This is a genomic window from Stenotrophomonas sp. Ste96 (genome assembly GCF_024519495.1).
GTDB lineage: Bacteria > Pseudomonadota > Gammaproteobacteria > Xanthomonadales > Xanthomonadaceae > Stenotrophomonas > Stenotrophomonas bentonitica_A.
In genome coordinates this window covers 157,615-173,243 of record NZ_JALJRX010000005.1, presented here as the reverse complement: position 1 = coordinate 173,243, position 15,629 = coordinate 157,615, and the positions used below count along the sequence as shown (strand labels likewise).

General features: G+C 68.4%; 16 protein-coding genes. 11 read left to right on the top strand and 5 right to left on the bottom strand.

The window, feature by feature from the left end; translation table 11 throughout:
- The first annotated feature begins 47 nt into the window (after window positions 1–47).
- The 3 genes from oleC to OC373_RS13935 all read left to right on the top strand — a co-directional run bounded on the left by oleC (window position 48) and on the right by OC373_RS13935 (window position 2,929).
- Window positions 48–1,703, top strand: coding sequence for an olefin beta-lactone synthetase (gene oleC, locus OC373_RS13945; protein ID WP_070426383.1), 1,656 nt, complete (start codon window positions 48–50; stop codon window positions 1,701–1,703).
- The gene (gene oleD / locus OC373_RS13940) at window positions 1,700–2,710 is read left to right on the top strand and encodes a 2-alkyl-3-oxoalkanoate reductase (RefSeq protein WP_070426384.1); all 1,011 of its coding nucleotides are present in this window, start codon (window positions 1,700–1,702) and stop codon (window positions 2,708–2,710) included. Before oleC ends, oleD begins: the two co-directional genes overlap by 4 nt.
- 63 nt (window positions 2,711–2,773) lie before the next feature.
- Window positions 2,774–2,929, top strand: coding sequence for a DUF1328 domain-containing protein (locus OC373_RS13935; RefSeq protein WP_019184873.1), 156 nt, complete (start codon window positions 2,774–2,776; stop codon window positions 2,927–2,929).
- An 81-nt stretch (window positions 2,930–3,010) separates the two neighbouring features.
- On the opposite strand, the gene ddlA is transcribed toward OC373_RS13935, so the two are convergent.
- Window positions 3,011–4,117, bottom strand: coding sequence for a D-alanine--D-alanine ligase (ddlA, locus tag OC373_RS13930; protein WP_070426385.1), 1,107 nt, complete (start codon window positions 4,115–4,117; stop codon window positions 3,011–3,013).
- A 162-nt stretch (window positions 4,118–4,279) separates the two neighbouring features.
- Here ddlA and OC373_RS13925 point away from each other — a divergent pair, with 162 nt between their 5' ends.
- The 3 genes from OC373_RS13925 to OC373_RS13915 are packed head-to-tail and all read left to right on the top strand — an operon-like array spanning window position 4,280 to window position 7,319.
- On the top strand, window positions 4,280–4,921 hold the full coding sequence (locus tag OC373_RS13925) for an SCP2 sterol-binding domain-containing protein (protein WP_019184871.1): 642 nt from the start codon (window positions 4,280–4,282) through the stop codon (window positions 4,919–4,921).
- Window positions 4,918–6,576, top strand: coding sequence for a ubiquinone biosynthesis regulatory protein kinase UbiB (gene ubiB / locus OC373_RS13920; RefSeq protein WP_019184870.1), 1,659 nt, complete (start codon window positions 4,918–4,920; stop codon window positions 6,574–6,576). Before OC373_RS13925 ends, ubiB begins: the two co-directional genes overlap by 4 nt.
- Window positions 6,573–7,319: a pseudouridine synthase gene (locus OC373_RS13915; protein ID WP_046272360.1), complete on the top strand. Its 747-nt coding sequence runs from the start codon at window positions 6,573–6,575 to the stop codon at window positions 7,317–7,319. Before ubiB ends, OC373_RS13915 begins: the two co-directional genes overlap by 4 nt.
- A gap of 55 nt (window positions 7,320–7,374) precedes the next feature.
- Here the strand turns inward: OC373_RS13915 and OC373_RS13910 are convergent, their stop codons facing one another.
- Window positions 7,375–7,911, bottom strand: coding sequence for a DUF2059 domain-containing protein (locus tag OC373_RS13910; RefSeq protein ID WP_019184868.1), 537 nt, complete (start codon window positions 7,909–7,911; stop codon window positions 7,375–7,377).
- A 138-nt stretch (window positions 7,912–8,049) separates the two neighbouring features.
- On the opposite strand from OC373_RS13910, the gene arfB reads away from it, so the two are divergent.
- The 3 genes from arfB (at window position 8,050) to dcp (ending at window position 11,391) form a co-directional block, all read left to right on the top strand.
- Window positions 8,050–8,481, top strand: a complete 432-nt coding sequence (gene arfB, locus OC373_RS13905; protein ID WP_019184867.1) for an alternative ribosome rescue aminoacyl-tRNA hydrolase ArfB — start codon at window positions 8,050–8,052, stop codon at window positions 8,479–8,481.
- Between the two features lie 46 nt (window positions 8,482–8,527).
- Window positions 8,528–9,088 (top strand): lysophospholipid acyltransferase family protein, encoded by a 561-nt coding sequence (locus OC373_RS13900; RefSeq protein ID WP_235318846.1) that lies wholly within the window; start codon window positions 8,528–8,530, stop codon window positions 9,086–9,088.
- 146 nt (window positions 9,089–9,234) lie between these two features.
- A complete protein-coding gene (gene dcp / locus OC373_RS13895) occupies window positions 9,235–11,391 on the top strand; it encodes a peptidyl-dipeptidase Dcp (protein WP_046272277.1) in 2,157 nt (718 codons plus the stop codon).
- A gap of 256 nt (window positions 11,392–11,647) precedes the next feature.
- Here dcp and OC373_RS13890 read toward each other — a convergent pair whose 3' ends face one another.
- Together OC373_RS13890 and OC373_RS13885 are read right to left on the bottom strand one after the other, a co-directional pair.
- Window positions 11,648–12,097, bottom strand: a complete 450-nt coding sequence (locus tag OC373_RS13890; RefSeq protein ID WP_046272278.1) for a 3-dehydroquinate dehydratase — start codon at window positions 12,095–12,097, stop codon at window positions 11,648–11,650.
- A 3-nt stretch (window positions 12,098–12,100) separates the two neighbouring features.
- Complete coding sequence (locus tag OC373_RS13885) at window positions 12,101–12,511, bottom strand: hypothetical protein (RefSeq protein WP_261997880.1); 411 nt, start codon at window positions 12,509–12,511, stop codon at window positions 12,101–12,103.
- 178 nt (window positions 12,512–12,689) lie between these two features.
- Here OC373_RS13885 and lepB point away from each other — a divergent pair, with 178 nt between their 5' ends.
- Together lepB and OC373_RS13875 are read left to right on the top strand one after the other, a co-directional pair.
- Entirely contained in the window at window positions 12,690–13,319 is a 630-nt protein-coding gene (gene lepB / locus OC373_RS13880) for a signal peptidase I (protein WP_261997879.1), read from the top strand.
- 132 nt (window positions 13,320–13,451) lie between these two features.
- A complete protein-coding gene (locus OC373_RS13875) occupies window positions 13,452–14,729 on the top strand; it encodes an MFS transporter (protein WP_070474271.1) in 1,278 nt (425 codons plus the stop codon).
- On the opposite strand, the gene OC373_RS13870 is transcribed toward OC373_RS13875, so the two are convergent.
- Complete coding sequence (locus OC373_RS13870; RefSeq protein WP_019184860.1) at window positions 14,719–15,621, bottom strand: LysR substrate-binding domain-containing protein; 903 nt, start codon at window positions 15,619–15,621, stop codon at window positions 14,719–14,721. The genes OC373_RS13875 and OC373_RS13870 overlap by 11 nt on opposite strands.
- Window positions 15,622–15,629: the final 8 nt, after the last annotated feature.

Sequence of the window (15,629 nt, the reverse complement as noted above, 5' to 3'; positions counted from 1 at the left end):
CCAACGGCCGGCGCGCAAGAATTTTCTGCAGCGGCGACAATGAACGGATGAACAGCGCCATCAATATCGCCGCGCGCCTGCCCGAGCTGGCCCGTGAACGCCCCGACCAGATCGCCATCCGCTGCCCCGGCACGCCCGGGCCCGGCGGCATGGCGCGCTACGACGTCACCCTGGATTACCGCACCCTCAACGCCCGCAGCGACGCGATGGCGGCCGGTCTGGCCGCGCACGGCATCGGCCGCGGCGTGCGCGCGGTGGTGATGGTGCGGCCCTCGCCGGAGTTCTTCCTGCTGATGTTCGCGCTGTTCAAGAACGGCGCGGTGCCGGTGCTGGTCGACCCGGGCATCGACAAGCGCGCGCTGAAACAATGCCTGGACGAGGCCCAGCCGGAGGCCTTCATCGGCATCGGCCTGGCCCACGTGGCGCGCCTGGCGCTGCGCTGGTGCCGCTCCGCACGCCTGCTGGTGACCGTCGGCCGCCGCTGGGGCTGGGGTGGCACCACCCTGGCCCGGCTAGAAGCCCAGGGCGCCACGGTGGCGCCTGCGCTGGCCCCGACCGATGGGGAGGACGTCGCCGCGATCCTGTTCACCAGCGGCTCCACCGGCGTGCCCAAGGGCGTGGTCTACCGCCACCGTCATTTCGTGGGCCAGATCGAACTGCTGCGCGCCGCCTTCGGGATGGAGCCGGGTGGGGTCGACCTGCCGACCTTCCCGCCGTTCGCGCTGTTCGATCCGGCACTGGGGCTGACCTCGGTGATCCCGGACATGGATCCGACCCGGCCGGCCCAGGCGGACCCGCGCAAGCTGCATGACGCCATCAACCGCTTCGGCGTCACCCAGCTGTTCGGTTCACCGGCGCTGATGCGGGTCCTGGCCGATCACGGCCAGCCGCTGCCGAGCGTGCGCCGGGTGACCTCGGCCGGGGCACCGGTGCCGCCGGACGTGGTCGCGCGGATCCGCCGCCTGCTGCCCGACGACGCCCAGTTCTGGACCCCCTACGGCGCCACCGAGTGCCTGCCGGTGGCGGTGATCGAAGGTCGAGAGCTGGAGAACACCCGCCAGGCCACCGAGGCCGGCGCCGGGACCTGCGTCGGCCGCGTGGTCGCGCCGAACCAGGTGCGCATCATCGCCATCGATGACGCGCCGCTGCCGGGCTGGTCGCAGGCCCGTGTGCTGGCCGCCGGCGAGGTCGGCGAGATCACCGTGGCCGGTCCGACCGCCACCGACAGCTACTTCAACCGCCCGCAGGCCACCGCGGCGGCGAAGATCACCGAGACTCTGGCCGACGGCGGCACGCGCGTCGTACACCGGATGGGCGACGTCGGCTATTTCGATGCGCAGGGCCGGCTGTGGTTCTGCGGCCGCAAGACCCAGCGCGTGGAAACCGCGCACGGCCCGCTGTACACCGAACAGGTCGAGCCGGTGTTCAACGCACTGGACGGCATCGCCCGCACCGCGCTGGTCGGCGTCGGCGCGCCGGGCCGCCAGCGGCCGGTGCTGTGCTACGAACTGCAGCCCGGCACCGTCGATTCGCCCGCCCTGGTCGAGCGCCTGCGCCGGGAAGCGGCGGCACACGCACACACCGCACGCATCGCCCATTTCCTGCTGCACCCGGCCTTCCCGGTCGACATCCGCCACAACGCCAAGATCGGCCGCGAGAAGCTCGCGGTCTGGGCCACCGCGCAACTGGAGCAGCACGCATGAAGATCCTCGTTACCGGTGGCGGCGGCTTCCTTGGCCAGGCCCTGTGCAAGGGGTTGGTCGCGCGCGGCCACCAGGTGCTGGCGTTCAACCGCGGCCATTACCCTGCGCTGCAGGCGATGGGCGTGGGCCAGATCCGCGGCGACCTGGCCGATGCGCAGGCGGTGATGCACGCGGTGGCCGGGGTCGATGCGGTCTTCCACAATGGCGCCAAGGCCGGTGCCTGGGGCAGCTATGACAGCTACCACCAGGCCAACGTGGTCGGCACCGACAACGTCATCGCGGCCTGCCGCGCGCACGGCGTGGGCAAGCTGGTCTACACCTCCACGCCCAGCGTGACCCATCGCGCCACCCATCCGGTCGAGGGCCTGGGCGCCGATGAGGTGCCCTATGGCGAGAACTTCCAAGCGCCGTATGCGGCCACCAAGGCCATCGCCGAGCAACGCGTGCTGGCCGCCAACGATGCGCAGCTGGCTACCGTGGCGTTGCGGCCCCGGCTGATCTGGGGCCCGGGCGACCAGCAGCTGGTGCCGCGCCTGGCCGAGCGCGCCCGTGCCGGCCGCCTGCGCTTCGTCGGCGATGGGCAGAACAAGGTCGATACCACCTACATCGACAACGCCGCACTGGCCCACTTCCTCGCCCTGGAGCACCTGGCCCCGGGCGCGGCCTGCGCCGGCAAGGCGTACTTCATCTCCAACGGCGAGCCGCTGCCGATGCGCGAGCTGCTCAACAAGCTGCTGGCCGCCGTGGACGCCCCGCCGGTGACCCGGTCGATCAGCTTCAGGACCGCCTACCGGATCGGTGCGGTCTGCGAGCGGTTGTGGCCGCTGCTGCGCCTGCGCGGCGAACCGCCGATGACCCGCTTCCTGGCCGAGCAGCTGTGCACGCCGCACTGGTACAGCATGGAACCGGCGCGCCGGGACTTCGGCTATGTGCCCCGGGTCAGCATCGAAGAAGGGCTGCTGCGGCTGGCATCTTCATCGAACGCACAGGAATCCATCACTCCCTGAACACCGCGGGTTGGTGAACATGGACCCACGCCAACTCCGGCACGCATCAACGCGAGGGTCGACATGCTGCATTACGCCGTCATCTTTTTTGTCATCGCCATCATCGCGGCGGTACTTGGTTTCTCGGGCATTGCCGGCGCTGCCAGCAACGTCGCCTGGATCCTGTTCGTCGTCTTCCTGATCCTGGCGGTGGTGTCGATGTTCCGCAAGCGGACCTAGTGTCCGGCGCGTCCCACGCCACCTCTCTCCGGCGTGGGACGCGCTGCGGAAACCACGACGGCCTGACATCGGCGACGATGATCAGGCCGTCGTTGCGATGGAGCTGCGCAGATCGCGCTCGTGGGCATGCCGGGCCATCGCCAGTTCCAGCAGCCGCGTGATCAATGCGGTGTAATCCAGCCCGCTGGCGGCCCACAACTTCGGGTACATGCTGATGCGGGTGAAGCCGGGTAGCGTGTTGATCTCATTGATCACCACTTCCCCAGCCGGGGTCAGGAATACATCCACCCGGGCCAGGCCCGCACAGTCCAGCGCCTGGTAGGCCCGCACCGCGATCTCCCGGATACGGGACTGCTCGGCATCGGTGATGGCCGCCGGCACCACGATGTCCGCACCGCTTTCGCTGATGTACTTGGTGTCGTAGGAATAGAAATCATCGTGCACGACCACCTCGCCACAGACGCTGGCCTCGGGGTGTTCATTGCCCAGCACGGCGCACTCGATCTCGCGGCCGTCGATCGCCGCTTCCACCAGCGCCTTGTGATCGAACGACAGCGCCAGCGCCAAGGCAGTATGGAAGTCCGCCGCGTTGCGCACCTTGCTCACGCCCACCGAGGAGCCCTGGTTGGCCGGCTTCACGAACAGCGGTGTGCCCAGCTCGGCGACCAGCGTGGCGTAATCGGCCCCGGCCGCGCTGACCCGGTTGAAGCAGGCGAACGGCGCCACCGCCAGCCCGGCATCGCGCAGCAGGCGCTTGGCCACGTCCTTGTCCATCGCCACTGCCGAGCCCAGCACGCCGGAGCCGACGAAGGGCAGGTTGGCCATGCGCAGCAGGCCCTGCAGCGAGCCATCCTCGCCCAGCGTGCCGTGCACGATCGGGAACACCACGTCGATCTGCTCCAGCGCGGTGGCCGGATCGGTCGGGACCAGCTGCTGCCGCTCCAGGCCGGGCCGCACTGCCACCGCATTGCCCGAGCGGTGCAGCGCGATCCGTGCCGGGTCGCTGGCGTTGAGCAGGAAGTCGCGCGGGTCGCTCACATGCCATTGGCCCTGCTTGTCGATCCCGATCAGGCTGACCTCGAACCGGTCCTTGTCCAGCGCATCGAGAATGTTCTTCGCCGATTGCAGCGAAACCTCGTGCTCGGCCGACCGGCCGCCGAAGATGATGCCTACCCGGGTCTTGCCCATGCCTGTTGCCGCTCCTGTCGCTGTGTTGGGAAGCCATAGCATGAACCGAGTCGGCGCCCGCGAAAACGCGTGTCCGGTGTCGATGTGGTGGGCACCTGGCGCGTGGCCAGGCGTGATGCCAGCGGACGCCCGCCGTTCAAGGGCGCGCGGTAGAATGCGGTGATGGCCCGTTCCCTGCTCTCTTCCCTCAAGCCGCTGGCTGGCAATGCGCTGCAGCTCACGCTCAACCGCGCACTGGCGCTGGACCCGGACACCCGCAGCGCGCTGGCCGCGCTGGATGGCCGCCACATCGCCCTGACCCTGGAATCGCCCGCGCTGGCGATGCGGATCGGGGTGGACGGTGAGCGGCTCACGGTCGGCCCGGTCGATCCGCAGCAGGAGCCGGACCTGGCCGTGCGCAGCACGCTGGGCGGGGTGCTGGCCCAGCTGCCGTTCCTGGCCAACGCCCGCCGTGGCGGTGATGCGCCGGCCGGGCGGGTCAAGGTCTCCGGTGATGCCGAACTGGCCCGCCGCCTGCAGCAGCTGGCGACCCGTTTCGATCCGGACTGGCAGCAGCCGTTCGTGCGTGTGTTCGGCGAGGTGATGGGCGTGCAGATCGCCAACACCCTGCGCTCGGCACTGCAGCACGCGCGCCGCGGCGCGTCCGACCTGGCGCACAGCGCCGCTGAATTTGTCACCGAGGAGTCGCGCGACGTGGTACCCCGAGCAGAACTGGATGCCTTCCACGACGATGTGGACGTGATGCGCGACGACGTTGAACGCATGGCCGTGCGCGTCCAGCGCCTGCGGCAGGTGGGCGCATGAAGGCGATCTTCCGGGCCAGCCGCATCGGCCGCATCATCCTGCGCTACCGCCTCGACGATCTGCTCCAGGGCACCCCGGCCGAACGCTGGCTGCGCCTGGCAAAACCGTTCGTGCCACGCGCCTCGGCCGACATCGCCGCACAGTCGCGCGGCGCGCGCCTGCGCCTGGCGCTGCAGGACCTCGGCCCGATCTTCGTCAAGTTCGGCCAGATCCTCTCCACCCGCCGCGACCTGATCCCGGCCGATGTCGCCAACGAGCTCACCCTGCTGCAGGACCGGGTCAAGCCGTTCGATGGCGCCACCGCGCAGGCGATCGTCGAACGTGCGCTCGGCCGCCCGGTCAGCGAAGCATTCGCCAGCTTCGATCTGCAGCCGCTGGCTTCGGCCTCGATCGCGCAGGTGCACGCGGCCACGCTGGCCGATGGACGCCAGGTGGTGGTCAAGGTGCTGCGCCCGGACATCGAAAAGCAGATCGACGCGGACATCGCGCTGCTGAAATCGGCCGCCGCGCTGATCGAACGCGCGCACCCGCGCGCCGACAAGATCCGCCCGCGCGAAGTGGTCGCCGAAGTCGAAAACACCCTGGCCGCCGAGCTGGATCTGCAGCGCGAAGGCGCCAATGCCAGCGTGCTGCGCCGCAACTGGATCGACTCGGACGATCTGTACGTACCGGAAGTGATCTGGAGCCACACCGCCGAACGCGCGCTGACCCTGGAGCGCGTGTGGGGCATCCCGTCCGATGACATCGTCGCGCTGGACAAGGCCGGCATCGACCGCAAGGCCCTGGCCGCCAAGGGCGTGCGGGTGTTCTACACCCAGGTGTTCCGCGACAATTTCTTCCACGCCGATGCGCACGCCGGCAACATCTGGGTCGACACCGATCCGGCGCGCCGGGACAACCCGCGCTTCATCGCGCTGGATTTCGGCATCATGGGCCAGCTCTCCGAAGAAGATCAGTACTACCTGGCCGAGAACTTCATGGCCATCTTCAACAAGGATTACCGGCGCATGGCCGCGCTGCATGTCGAAGCCGGCTGGATGCCCAACAACGTGCGCATCGATGAGCTGGAAGCGGCCGCGCGCTCGGTGTGCGAACCCTATTTCACCCGCCCGCTGTCGCAGATCTCGCTGGCCGAGGTGCTGATCAAGCTGTTCCGGGTGGCCCAGCGTTACGAGCTCACGTTGCAGCCGCAGCTGATCCTGCTGCAGAAGACCCTGCTCAACATCGAAGGCGTCGGCCGTCAGCTCGATCCGGAACTGGATATCTGGGCGGTCGCACGGCCGGTGCTCGAACGCATCCTGCGCGAGCGCTACAGCCCGCGCCGCGTGCTCAAGGAAGTGCGCAAGCGCCTGCCTGAAATCATGACGCATACCCCGGACATGCCGCGCCTGGTCCATGCCTGGCTGCGCCAGCAGGTGGAAGGCGACCACGAACTGTCGATGCGCTCGCGCGATCTGGCGGCGTTGAACGTCAGCGTGCAGAAGCTGCAGAAGCGCGCGGTGGCCGCAATCGCCGGTGTCGGCCTGATGATCGTCGCTGCGGTGCTGTATGGCCTGCAGCCGGGCGGCTGGTACTTCGGCGATGCCCCGGTGTGGAGCTGGGTGACCGGCGCGGCGGGCGTGTTCTCGCTGGCCAGTGCCTGGTGGCGCCGATGAGCGCGATCGAGCTGCAGGCCGAGGCCATCGCCGAGGTGCCGGCGGCGCTTCCGCCCCTGCAGCTGCTGCACCTGGACGACCAGCTCGCCGTGGTCAACAAGCCCGCCGGGCTGATGGTCCATGACAGCAAGCTTGCCCGGGGCGAAGACGACTTCCTCGCCGACCGCCTGCGCGAACAACTCGGCAAGCCGATCTTCCTGGTCCATCGCCTGGACCGCGCCACCAGCGGCTGCCTGCTGCTCGCCTTTGATCGCGAAAGCGCCAGCGTGCTCGGCAAATCGCTGATGGGTGGCGACGTCACCAAGGATTACCTCGCGATCTGCCGCGGCTGGCCGGCCGACGAGGCCTTTACCGTCGACCATGACCTGGATGGCGGCCCCGGCAAGCCGGTCAAGAAGCAGGCGATCACCCACTTCCAGCGCGTGGCCGTGGGCGAGATCGCCATTCCGATGGGCGGGTTCGAGACCTCACGTTACGCCCTGCTGCGCTGCCAGCCGCAGACCGGCCGGTTCCGCCAGATCCGCCGCCACCTCAAGCACCTCTCGCATCACCTGATCGGCGACACCAGCCACGGCGACGGTCGCCACAACCGCAGCTTCCGCATGCAGGGCATCCACCGCATGCTGCTGCACGCCGAGCGCCTGCGCTTCCCGCATCCGGACGGCACGCCGATGGACATCAGCGCGCCGGTGGACGGGGAATTCCGCAAGGCGATGGATCTGTTTGGCTGGGACGTGCGATAGCCGACCAACGGTCGGCTCTACTTCACGACAGCCGACCAACGGTCGGCTCTACCGGTTATTTTTTTGCTGGCGCCGGTTCATTGACGATCGCTTCCAGGTCCTTCTGCAGGTCCACGAACAGCGGCTGCATCTTGGCCTGGATCGCCACCATCACGTTCTGCATCAGCGCCGGGGTCTTGTCCAACAGGCTCTGCCCGGCCGAGCTCTCATAGAACTCGGCCATCGCCAGCACGTCTTCCTTGCTGAAGGTCTGCTTGTACAGATCCACGTACATCGGCCGCAGTTCCTTCCACGACAACGCCTGGCGCACCGTCTGGCTGGTCCGCTGCTCGATCCGCTGCAGCTGGGCCTGCTGTGTCGCATCCAGCTGACGCTGCTGGGCCACCTGCTGGAACTGCTGGCGCTGCATCGCCTCGATCTGCGGCAGCATCGTATCGAGCATGCTCTGCGCGCGCGAGGCGGCCAGCAGGCGGTTGATGTCGGCATCCGACGGCGGCGCGGCCAGGGCCGGCGCGATCGCGGCCAGGCCCAGCGCGAGGGCCAGGGTGAAGCGGGTCAGGCCGCGGCGGGCCAGCGGGCGGATCAGTGACATGGCGGAGCATCCTGCGTTGCGTGGAGTCCGGAGAATACCTGCGATGGCGTCATCAGGCCGTAATTGAGGACGTTATCGGCGACATCCACGCACGTTGCAGTCACCCGGCCGGCGGGTCCTCCCCTTACAATGCCGCCCATGGGCAACGGGCCAGTCACCATCAGCGCGCACCTGACGATTCCGGAGACGGAACTCGTCGAGCGCTTCGTGCGCGCCAGCGGTGCCGGTGGCCAGAACGTCAACAAGGTCTCCACCGCCGTCGAACTGCGCTTCGACGTGGCCGGCTCGCCTTCGTTGCCCGAGCCGTTGCGCGCGCGCCTGCTGGCCCGCCGCGACCGGCGCATGACCGGCGAAGGCGTGCTGGTCATCGATGCACAGCGTTTCCGTACCCAGGACCGTAACCGCGAGGACGCGCGCGATCGACTGGCCGCCTTCATCCAGGCGGGGCTGAGCGTGCCCAAGGCGCGCGTGGCCACCAAGCCGACCTACGGGTCGAAACTGCGTCGTCTGGACGCCAAAAAGGGGCGCGCGCAGATCAAGCGCGGGCGCACCACACGCAATTGGGAGTGATTGCTTGAACAACCGAAGTCCGCTGTTGCCGGTGGTTCCGCCGAACATGCCGCAGGTCAAACCGAACCGCTTCCTCCGCTGGCTGGCCCGCTGCACGCTGCGCCTGGGCGGCTGGAAAGTGACCGGCACCCTGCCGGACGTACCCAAGCTGGTCTTCATCATCGCCCCGCATTCGTCCAACTGGGACGGCTTCTGGGGCATGGCGGCGAAGATCGCACTGGGCATGCAGGTCAAGGTGCTGGGCAAGGCCTCGCTGTTCTGGTGGCCGCTGGGGCCGCTGCTGCGCAAGCTGGGCGTCATCCCGCTGGACCGCAGCTCGCCGCAGGGCACCGTGGAGCAGGCGGTCAGCCTGATCCGGGGCTCGGACCGCCTGTGGTACGCGATCACCCCGGAAGGCACGCGCAAAGCGGTGCAGCACTGGAAGGCCGGCTTCCTCAAGATCGCGCGCATGGCCGACGTGCCGGTGCTGGCCGCGTACTTCCACTACCCCGAGAAGACCATCGGAATCGGCCCGTTGTTCCATCCCACCGGCAACGACGTGGCCGACATGGCTGCGATCCGCGAGTACTACCGCCCCTGGCAGGGCAAGACCCGCGGCACCGTCTGAACGCCGCCAGGCGGGTCGGGCGGGGTAGCCCCCACGGCCCGCACAGCCACGCGCCACGACCGGCACATGCCGCCTGCGGCCTTTGGGAGTAGGGTGACCGGCTGTGGGATTTTCCGTCCCGCGCCCTCATCCAAGGAGCCCGTTTCATGTCGCGTACCGTAGTTTTGGCCGCTGCCATCAGCCTGGCGCTGGCGGCCTGTTCCGGCAAGGAGTCCACCCCCGTGACCGATACCCAGCCCGCCCCGACCCAGCAGCCGGCCGACGCCTCGGCCAACCCGCTGTTGAGCGCCAGCACGCTGCCGTTCCAGGCGCCGCCGTTCGACAAGATCAAGGACAGCGACTACCTGCCGGCCTTCAACGAGGGCATGAAGCAGCACCTGGCCGAAGTCCGCAAGATCGCCGACAACCCCGAGCCGGCCACCTTCGACAACACCATCGAAGCGCTGGAGCGCAGCGGCGAGACCCTGACCCGCGTGTCGCGCATCTTCTTCGGCCTGGTCCAGGCCGACACCAACGATGCACGCCAGAAGGTGCAGGAAGAAGTCGCCCCGAAGCTGGCCGAGCACCAGGACGAGATCAACCTCGACCCGAAGCTGTTCGCCCGCATCAAGACCATCTACGACCAGCGCGACGCGCTGGGCCTGGACCCGGTGCAGAAGCGCCTGGTCGAGCGTGACTACCAGGAGTTCGTGCGCGCCGGCGCGCAGTTGAACGATGCCGACAAGGCCTCGCTGCGCAAGCTCAACGTGGAAGAAACCACGCTGGCCACGCAGTTCCACACCCGTCTGGTGGCTGCGACCGCCGCCGGTGCCGTGGTGGTCGATGACAAGGCCAAGCTGGCCGGCCTGGACGAGGATGCGATCAACACCGCCGCCGCCGATGCCAAGGCCCGCAACCTCGATGGCAAGTACCTGCTGCCGCTGCAGAACACCACCCAGCAGCCGGTGCTCGGCTCGCTGAGCGACCGCGAGCAGCGCGCCGCCGTGCTCAAGGCGTCGGAAACCCGTGCTGAAAAGGGCGACGCCAACGACACGCGCGAGACCATCCAGCGCCTGGCCCAGCTGCGCGCGCAGAAGGCCAAACTGCTCGGCTTCGAGAACTACGCCGCCTACAGCCTGGCCGACCAGATGGCCAAGACCCCGGCCGCCGCGCTCAAGCTGCTGACCGACACCGTGCCTGCCGCGACCGCCAAGGCGCGTGGCGAGATCAGCGAAATGCAGAAGGTGATCGACGCACAGAAGGGCGGTTTCAAGCTTGCTGCCTCCGATTGGGACTTCTACGCCGAACAGGTGCGCAAGGCGCAGTACGACCTGGACGAATCGCAGATCAAGCCGTACTTCGAGATGGACAACGTGCTGCAGAACGGCGTCTTCTACGCCGCCACGCAGCTGTACGGCATCACCTTCAAGCCGCGTACCGATATCCCCACCTACCATCCGGACATGAAGGTCTATGAAGTGTTCGACAAGGACGGCACCTCGCTGGCCCTGTTCTACACCGACTACTTCAAGCGTGACAGCAAGTCCGGCGGCGCCTGGATGGACGTGTTCGTCGAACAGGACGGCCTGACCGGTGCCAAGCCGGTGGTCTACAACGTGTGCAACTTCACCAAGCCCGCCGCCGGCCAGCCCGCGCTGCTGAGCTTCGATGACGTGACCACGATGTTCCATGAGTTCGGGCACGCGCTGCACGGCATGTTCTCGAAGGTGAAGTACCCGTCCATCGCCGGTACCAGCACCTCGCGCGACTTCGTCGAGTTCCCCTCGCAGTTCAACGAGCATTGGGCGCTGGACCCGAAGGTCTTCGCCAACTACGCCAAGAACTACAAGACCGGCGAGCCGATGCCGCAGGCGCTGGTCGACAAGATCCTCAAGGCCCGCACCTTCAACCAGGGCTATGCGACCACCGAGTACCTCTCGGCGGCCCTGCTCGACCTGGCCTGGCACACCCAGCCGGCCGACGCCAAGCTGCAGGACGTGGCGCCGTTTGAAGCGGCCGCGTTGAAGAAGTTCAAGGTCGACCTGCCGCAGGTGCCGCCGCGCTACCGCACCAGCTACTTCGACCACATCTGGGGCGGCGGTTATTCGTCCGGCTACTACGCCTACTTCTGGGCCGAAGTGCTCGACCATGACGCCTTCGAGTGGTTCAAGGAGAACGGCGGCCTGACCCCGGAGAACGGCCAGGTGTTCCGCGACAAGATCCTCTCGCGCGGCAACAGCGTGGAGCTGGCGGATCTGTACCGCGAGTTCCGCGGCAAGGATCCGTCGGTGGAGCCGCTGCTGGTCAATCGTGGCCTGAAGTAATCGCGGCATCCCGGTAGGTACCGACCGTTGGTCGGTACGCTTGCCACCGGTACACGCTGAAACGAAAACGGCAGGGGAAAACCCTGCCGTTTTTTTTGGGTTGCTGCTCCGCTGGGCCGGGTCGCTGGGGCGGGCACTGGGCCCCTATACCCTTTCCGGCGAATGTCCTCCGGCGTCGGCCTGCGGCCGCCCCCTCCCCCTTTATTTCGCCTCCAAGGGCATAGGGGCCCAGCGCCCGCCCCACCGACCCCGCGCCTCACGTCCCCACGTGCACGCCTTCGGCGATCTCACTGCACCCCAGGTGATCCAGCGCGATCTCCAGCGCGTGCATGTAACTCTGCGCGCAGTAGCCGCGCGCCACGCCGATGCGCTGGCCCACATCCGCTGGCAGGCACGCCTCCGGTGCGCGCGCATCGTCGTCGTGCACTTCCACGTAGGCGTTGTGCAGATGCGGCAGCAGGCGCTGCAGGCGCGCGCTGTCCACGCATGCACCGGGATCGAGCAGGGTGACTTCGCCGCGGCTGTGATCGGCCACGCGCAGGGCGTCCAGCAACTCCTGCTCCGAGCCGCACGCGCGGATCGCCACCGTGGTGCCCGCATCGATCGCGCGGTGCACCAGGGATTTCAGGACCAGCGCCGGCAGCGGCTGCGCGGTACGGATCAGCTGCCCGGCCGCTTCCGGCCCGCGGATGATGAAGATCGACATGGCTCAGCCCTCCACGGCCTGCAGGCGATGGGCGGCGATCGCCAGCGACAGGCGACACGCATCCTGGCGGCCGCTGCTGCACACCACCCGCGCGGCCGGGGCGTGCTGCGGATGCAGGTGCTCGTCCAACGCATCGTCGTCGTTGCTGGCCATCTCGATATACGGCGCCGGCAGGTCCTCCAGCGCGGTGCGCAGCGCCTGGCCGTAGCGGGCCCACTGCGGTGCATCGACCGCCGCGGTGGCGATCAGGACCAGCGCCGGGCGGCTGCGCTGGGCACGCTGCAGACAGCGCACCAGGGCCGGCAGGGAGTCGCAGTCGCGGCAGGCCAGGCGGTGCCCGGCGACCCGCGCAGGCAGCGGCGACGCGTCCGGCGCGACGTTCGACGGTGTGTGCCGGATCAGCAGGATGGTCATGGAGCGTCTCTTCGAAGCGCCCTTCGGCGCGGTGTCGCCACGATGCGGCCGCGCCCCGTAAAACCGCGATGCCGACCGGGCGGCCCCTGCGTAAACAGTGCGTAGCTTTTTCAGCGCGGGGCAGGGAACTTGCCCGCCGTCCATTCGGTCACAGCCACACACTTCCTGGAGCGCCCGTATGGACACCCCCGCCGCCGCTGCCCCCACCGACCACCGCCTGCTGCGCTGGCTCAAGAAAGAAGCGCTGCCGCTGCTGGTCATGCTCGGCCTGCTCGCCGCGGCGCGCGACACCCTGGCCAACCACTACCAGGTGCCCAGCGGCTCGATGCAGCACACGCTGATGCCGGGCGACCGGGTGGTGGTGGACATGCGCGCCTACGGCGTGCGCCTGCCGTTCACCTCGGTGGAGCTGCTGCACACCGGCCAGCCGCAGCGCGGTGACGTGGCGGTGTTTGATTCCCCGCAGGACGGCACCCGCCTGATCAAGCGCATTGCGGCGGTCGGCGGGGATCGGGTCGAGCTGCACGACGGCCACCTGAGCATCAACGGCCGTCCGCTGGCCCAGGCCGGGGTGGGTGAGATCGAGGACTTCGGCCAGCATCTGGCGCAGCTGGATCTGGGCCAGGGCGGTGGCCCGGACATCACCGGCCTGACCGTACCCGCCGGGCAGGTGCTGATGCTCGGCGACCACCGCGGCAACAGTGCCGACGGCCGCTTCTTCGGCCTGGTCCAGGCCAGCGCGCTGTACGGCAAGGCCTCGCATGTTTACTACCGGCGCGGCGAAGGCTTGACCTGGCAGACGCTGTAATCCGGGTCGCGAACTGAATCGATATATGAAACGTCTCGATTCAGACCTATCAGGTTATGGATCGACCTGCCGGTGCTGCCTATCCTGAGCGCTGACTCCTCGCTCCGGCCCACGTACGCGGGCCTTACCGGCATGAATGGCGACACCGCAGCGGTCCCCGACCGCAGCCCCCCGGCCACCACCAGCGCAGCGGCGGCCGGCGATCAGATCCAGCAGGGCACCCCGGCCTTCCGGCGCACGGCGGCCGCGCTGTTCCTGGCCGGCTTCTCCACCTTCGGGCTGCTCTACACAGTGCAGCCGCTGCTGCCCGAATTCAGTCGCCACTTCGGCGTCTCCGCAGCCAACAGCGCGCTGACCCTGTCGCTGAGCACCGGTCTGCTCGCGGTCTCGATGCTGATCGCGGGATTGATCTCCGACCGCATCGGGCGCCGCAGCGTGATGGTCGCGGCGCTGCTGGCGTCCAGCGTGTTGTCCGTCGCCACGGCGATGGTGGATGACTGGACCACGCTGCTGGTGCTGCGCACGCTGCTCGGCATCGCGCTCAGTGGCGTACCGGCGGTGGGCATGACCTACCTCGCCGAAGAAATGGACAGCCGCGCGCTGGGCCTGGCGATGGGCCTGTACATCGGCGGCAACGCGATCGGCGGCATGAGCGGTCGTCTCATCGCGGGTATCGTGGCCGACCATTGGGGCTGGCGCTGGGGCATCGGCGTGGTGTCGCTGATCGCGCTGCTCAGTACCGTGCTGCTATGGATCCAGCTGCCGCCATCGCGCCACTTCCAGAGCCGCCGTGGCGGCCTGCGCGAACTGCCCGCGCGCTGGCGCAGTCTGTTCGGCGATCCCGGTCTGCCGTGGTTGTTCGCCACCGCCTTCGTGTTGATGGGCGTGTTCGTCACCCTCTACAACTACCTCGGTTTCCACCTGCTGGCACCCCCGTATGGCCTCAGCCAGACCGTGGTCGGTTTGATCTTCAGCGTGTATCTGGTCGGCACCTTCAGCTCGGCCTGGATGGGGCAGCAGGCCAACCGCCATGGCCGCAGCCGCGTGCTGGCGATCTGCTACGGATTGATCGCGCTGGGCATCGTGCTGCTGGCGATGCCGTGGCTGGGCTGCATGGCGGCCGGCATCGCGCTGGTGACGTTCGGCTTCTTCGGCGGCCACTCGGTGGCCAGCAGCTGGGTTGGCAGCCGCGCCGGTGCGATGCGCGCCGAAGCATCCGCGCTGTATCTGTTCGCCTACTACCTGGGCTCCAGCGTGGCCGGCGTGCTCGGCGGCGTGTTCTACACCCGCTGGGACTGGCTGGGCGTGTGCGGCTTCGTCGGCGTACTGACCGTGGCCGGTGGCGCGATTGCCTGGCGCCTGGGCCAGCGCGTGCAACCGGGTACCGCGACGCTCGCGCTCAGCCGCTGACACCCTGCAGCAGCCGGGTGAAGTGACCGATCAGCGGCGACGCCGCACCGCGTCGGCAGGCGACGTGCACTTCGGAACTGGCCGCGCGATCACTGAGTGCGACGAAGCGCGCGCCGTCCACCTGGATATGGCAGCACGAGGCAGGCAGTACCGTTACCCCCAGCCCCGAGGCCGCCAGGCTGATGAGTGTCGAGGCTTCCCCTGCCTCCTGCACGATGCGTGGGGTGAACCCCGCGCTGCGGCACAGCGCGATGACATGATCGTGGATGCCCGCACCCACCTCGCGCAGGAAACCGACGAACGGCTCATGCGCGAACAGCCGCAGCGCCACCGCCGCATCGGCCGGCAACCCACGCACCAGCGGATGCTGGTCGTGCACCACCAGCGCAAGTGGATCACTGAAGAGCTTGCGTGACATCAGCGGCGCGGGCAGGGCACGTTTGCGGATCAACCCGACATCCAGCTCGCCGGCCATCAGCGCATCGATCTGCTGCAGGGTATTCATCTCGCGCAGCTTCAACTGCACCTGCGGGAATTGCTGACGGTAGGCGAAGATCGCGCGCGGAATCTGCGTGGACAGCGGTGTGGCCCGGGTCAGCCCGATGCGCAGCTCACCGGTTTCCCCTCGCTGCGCGCGCTGGGTCAGATCGATCGCGGTATCCACCCGCGCCAGCACCTCACGCGCCTGCTCCTGTAGCACGCGACCGGCGTCGGTCAGTTCCACGCGGCGGTTCGCACGCAGGAACAACCGCGCGCCAAGCAGCGTTTCCAGCTGGCGGATCTGCTGGCTGAGCGGCGGCTGCGACATGCCCAGCCGCTCGGCCGCGCGGCCGAAGTGCAGCGTCTCGGCGACGGCCAGGAAGTAGCGCAGGTGGCGGAGTTCGATGGACATGGGGCGTA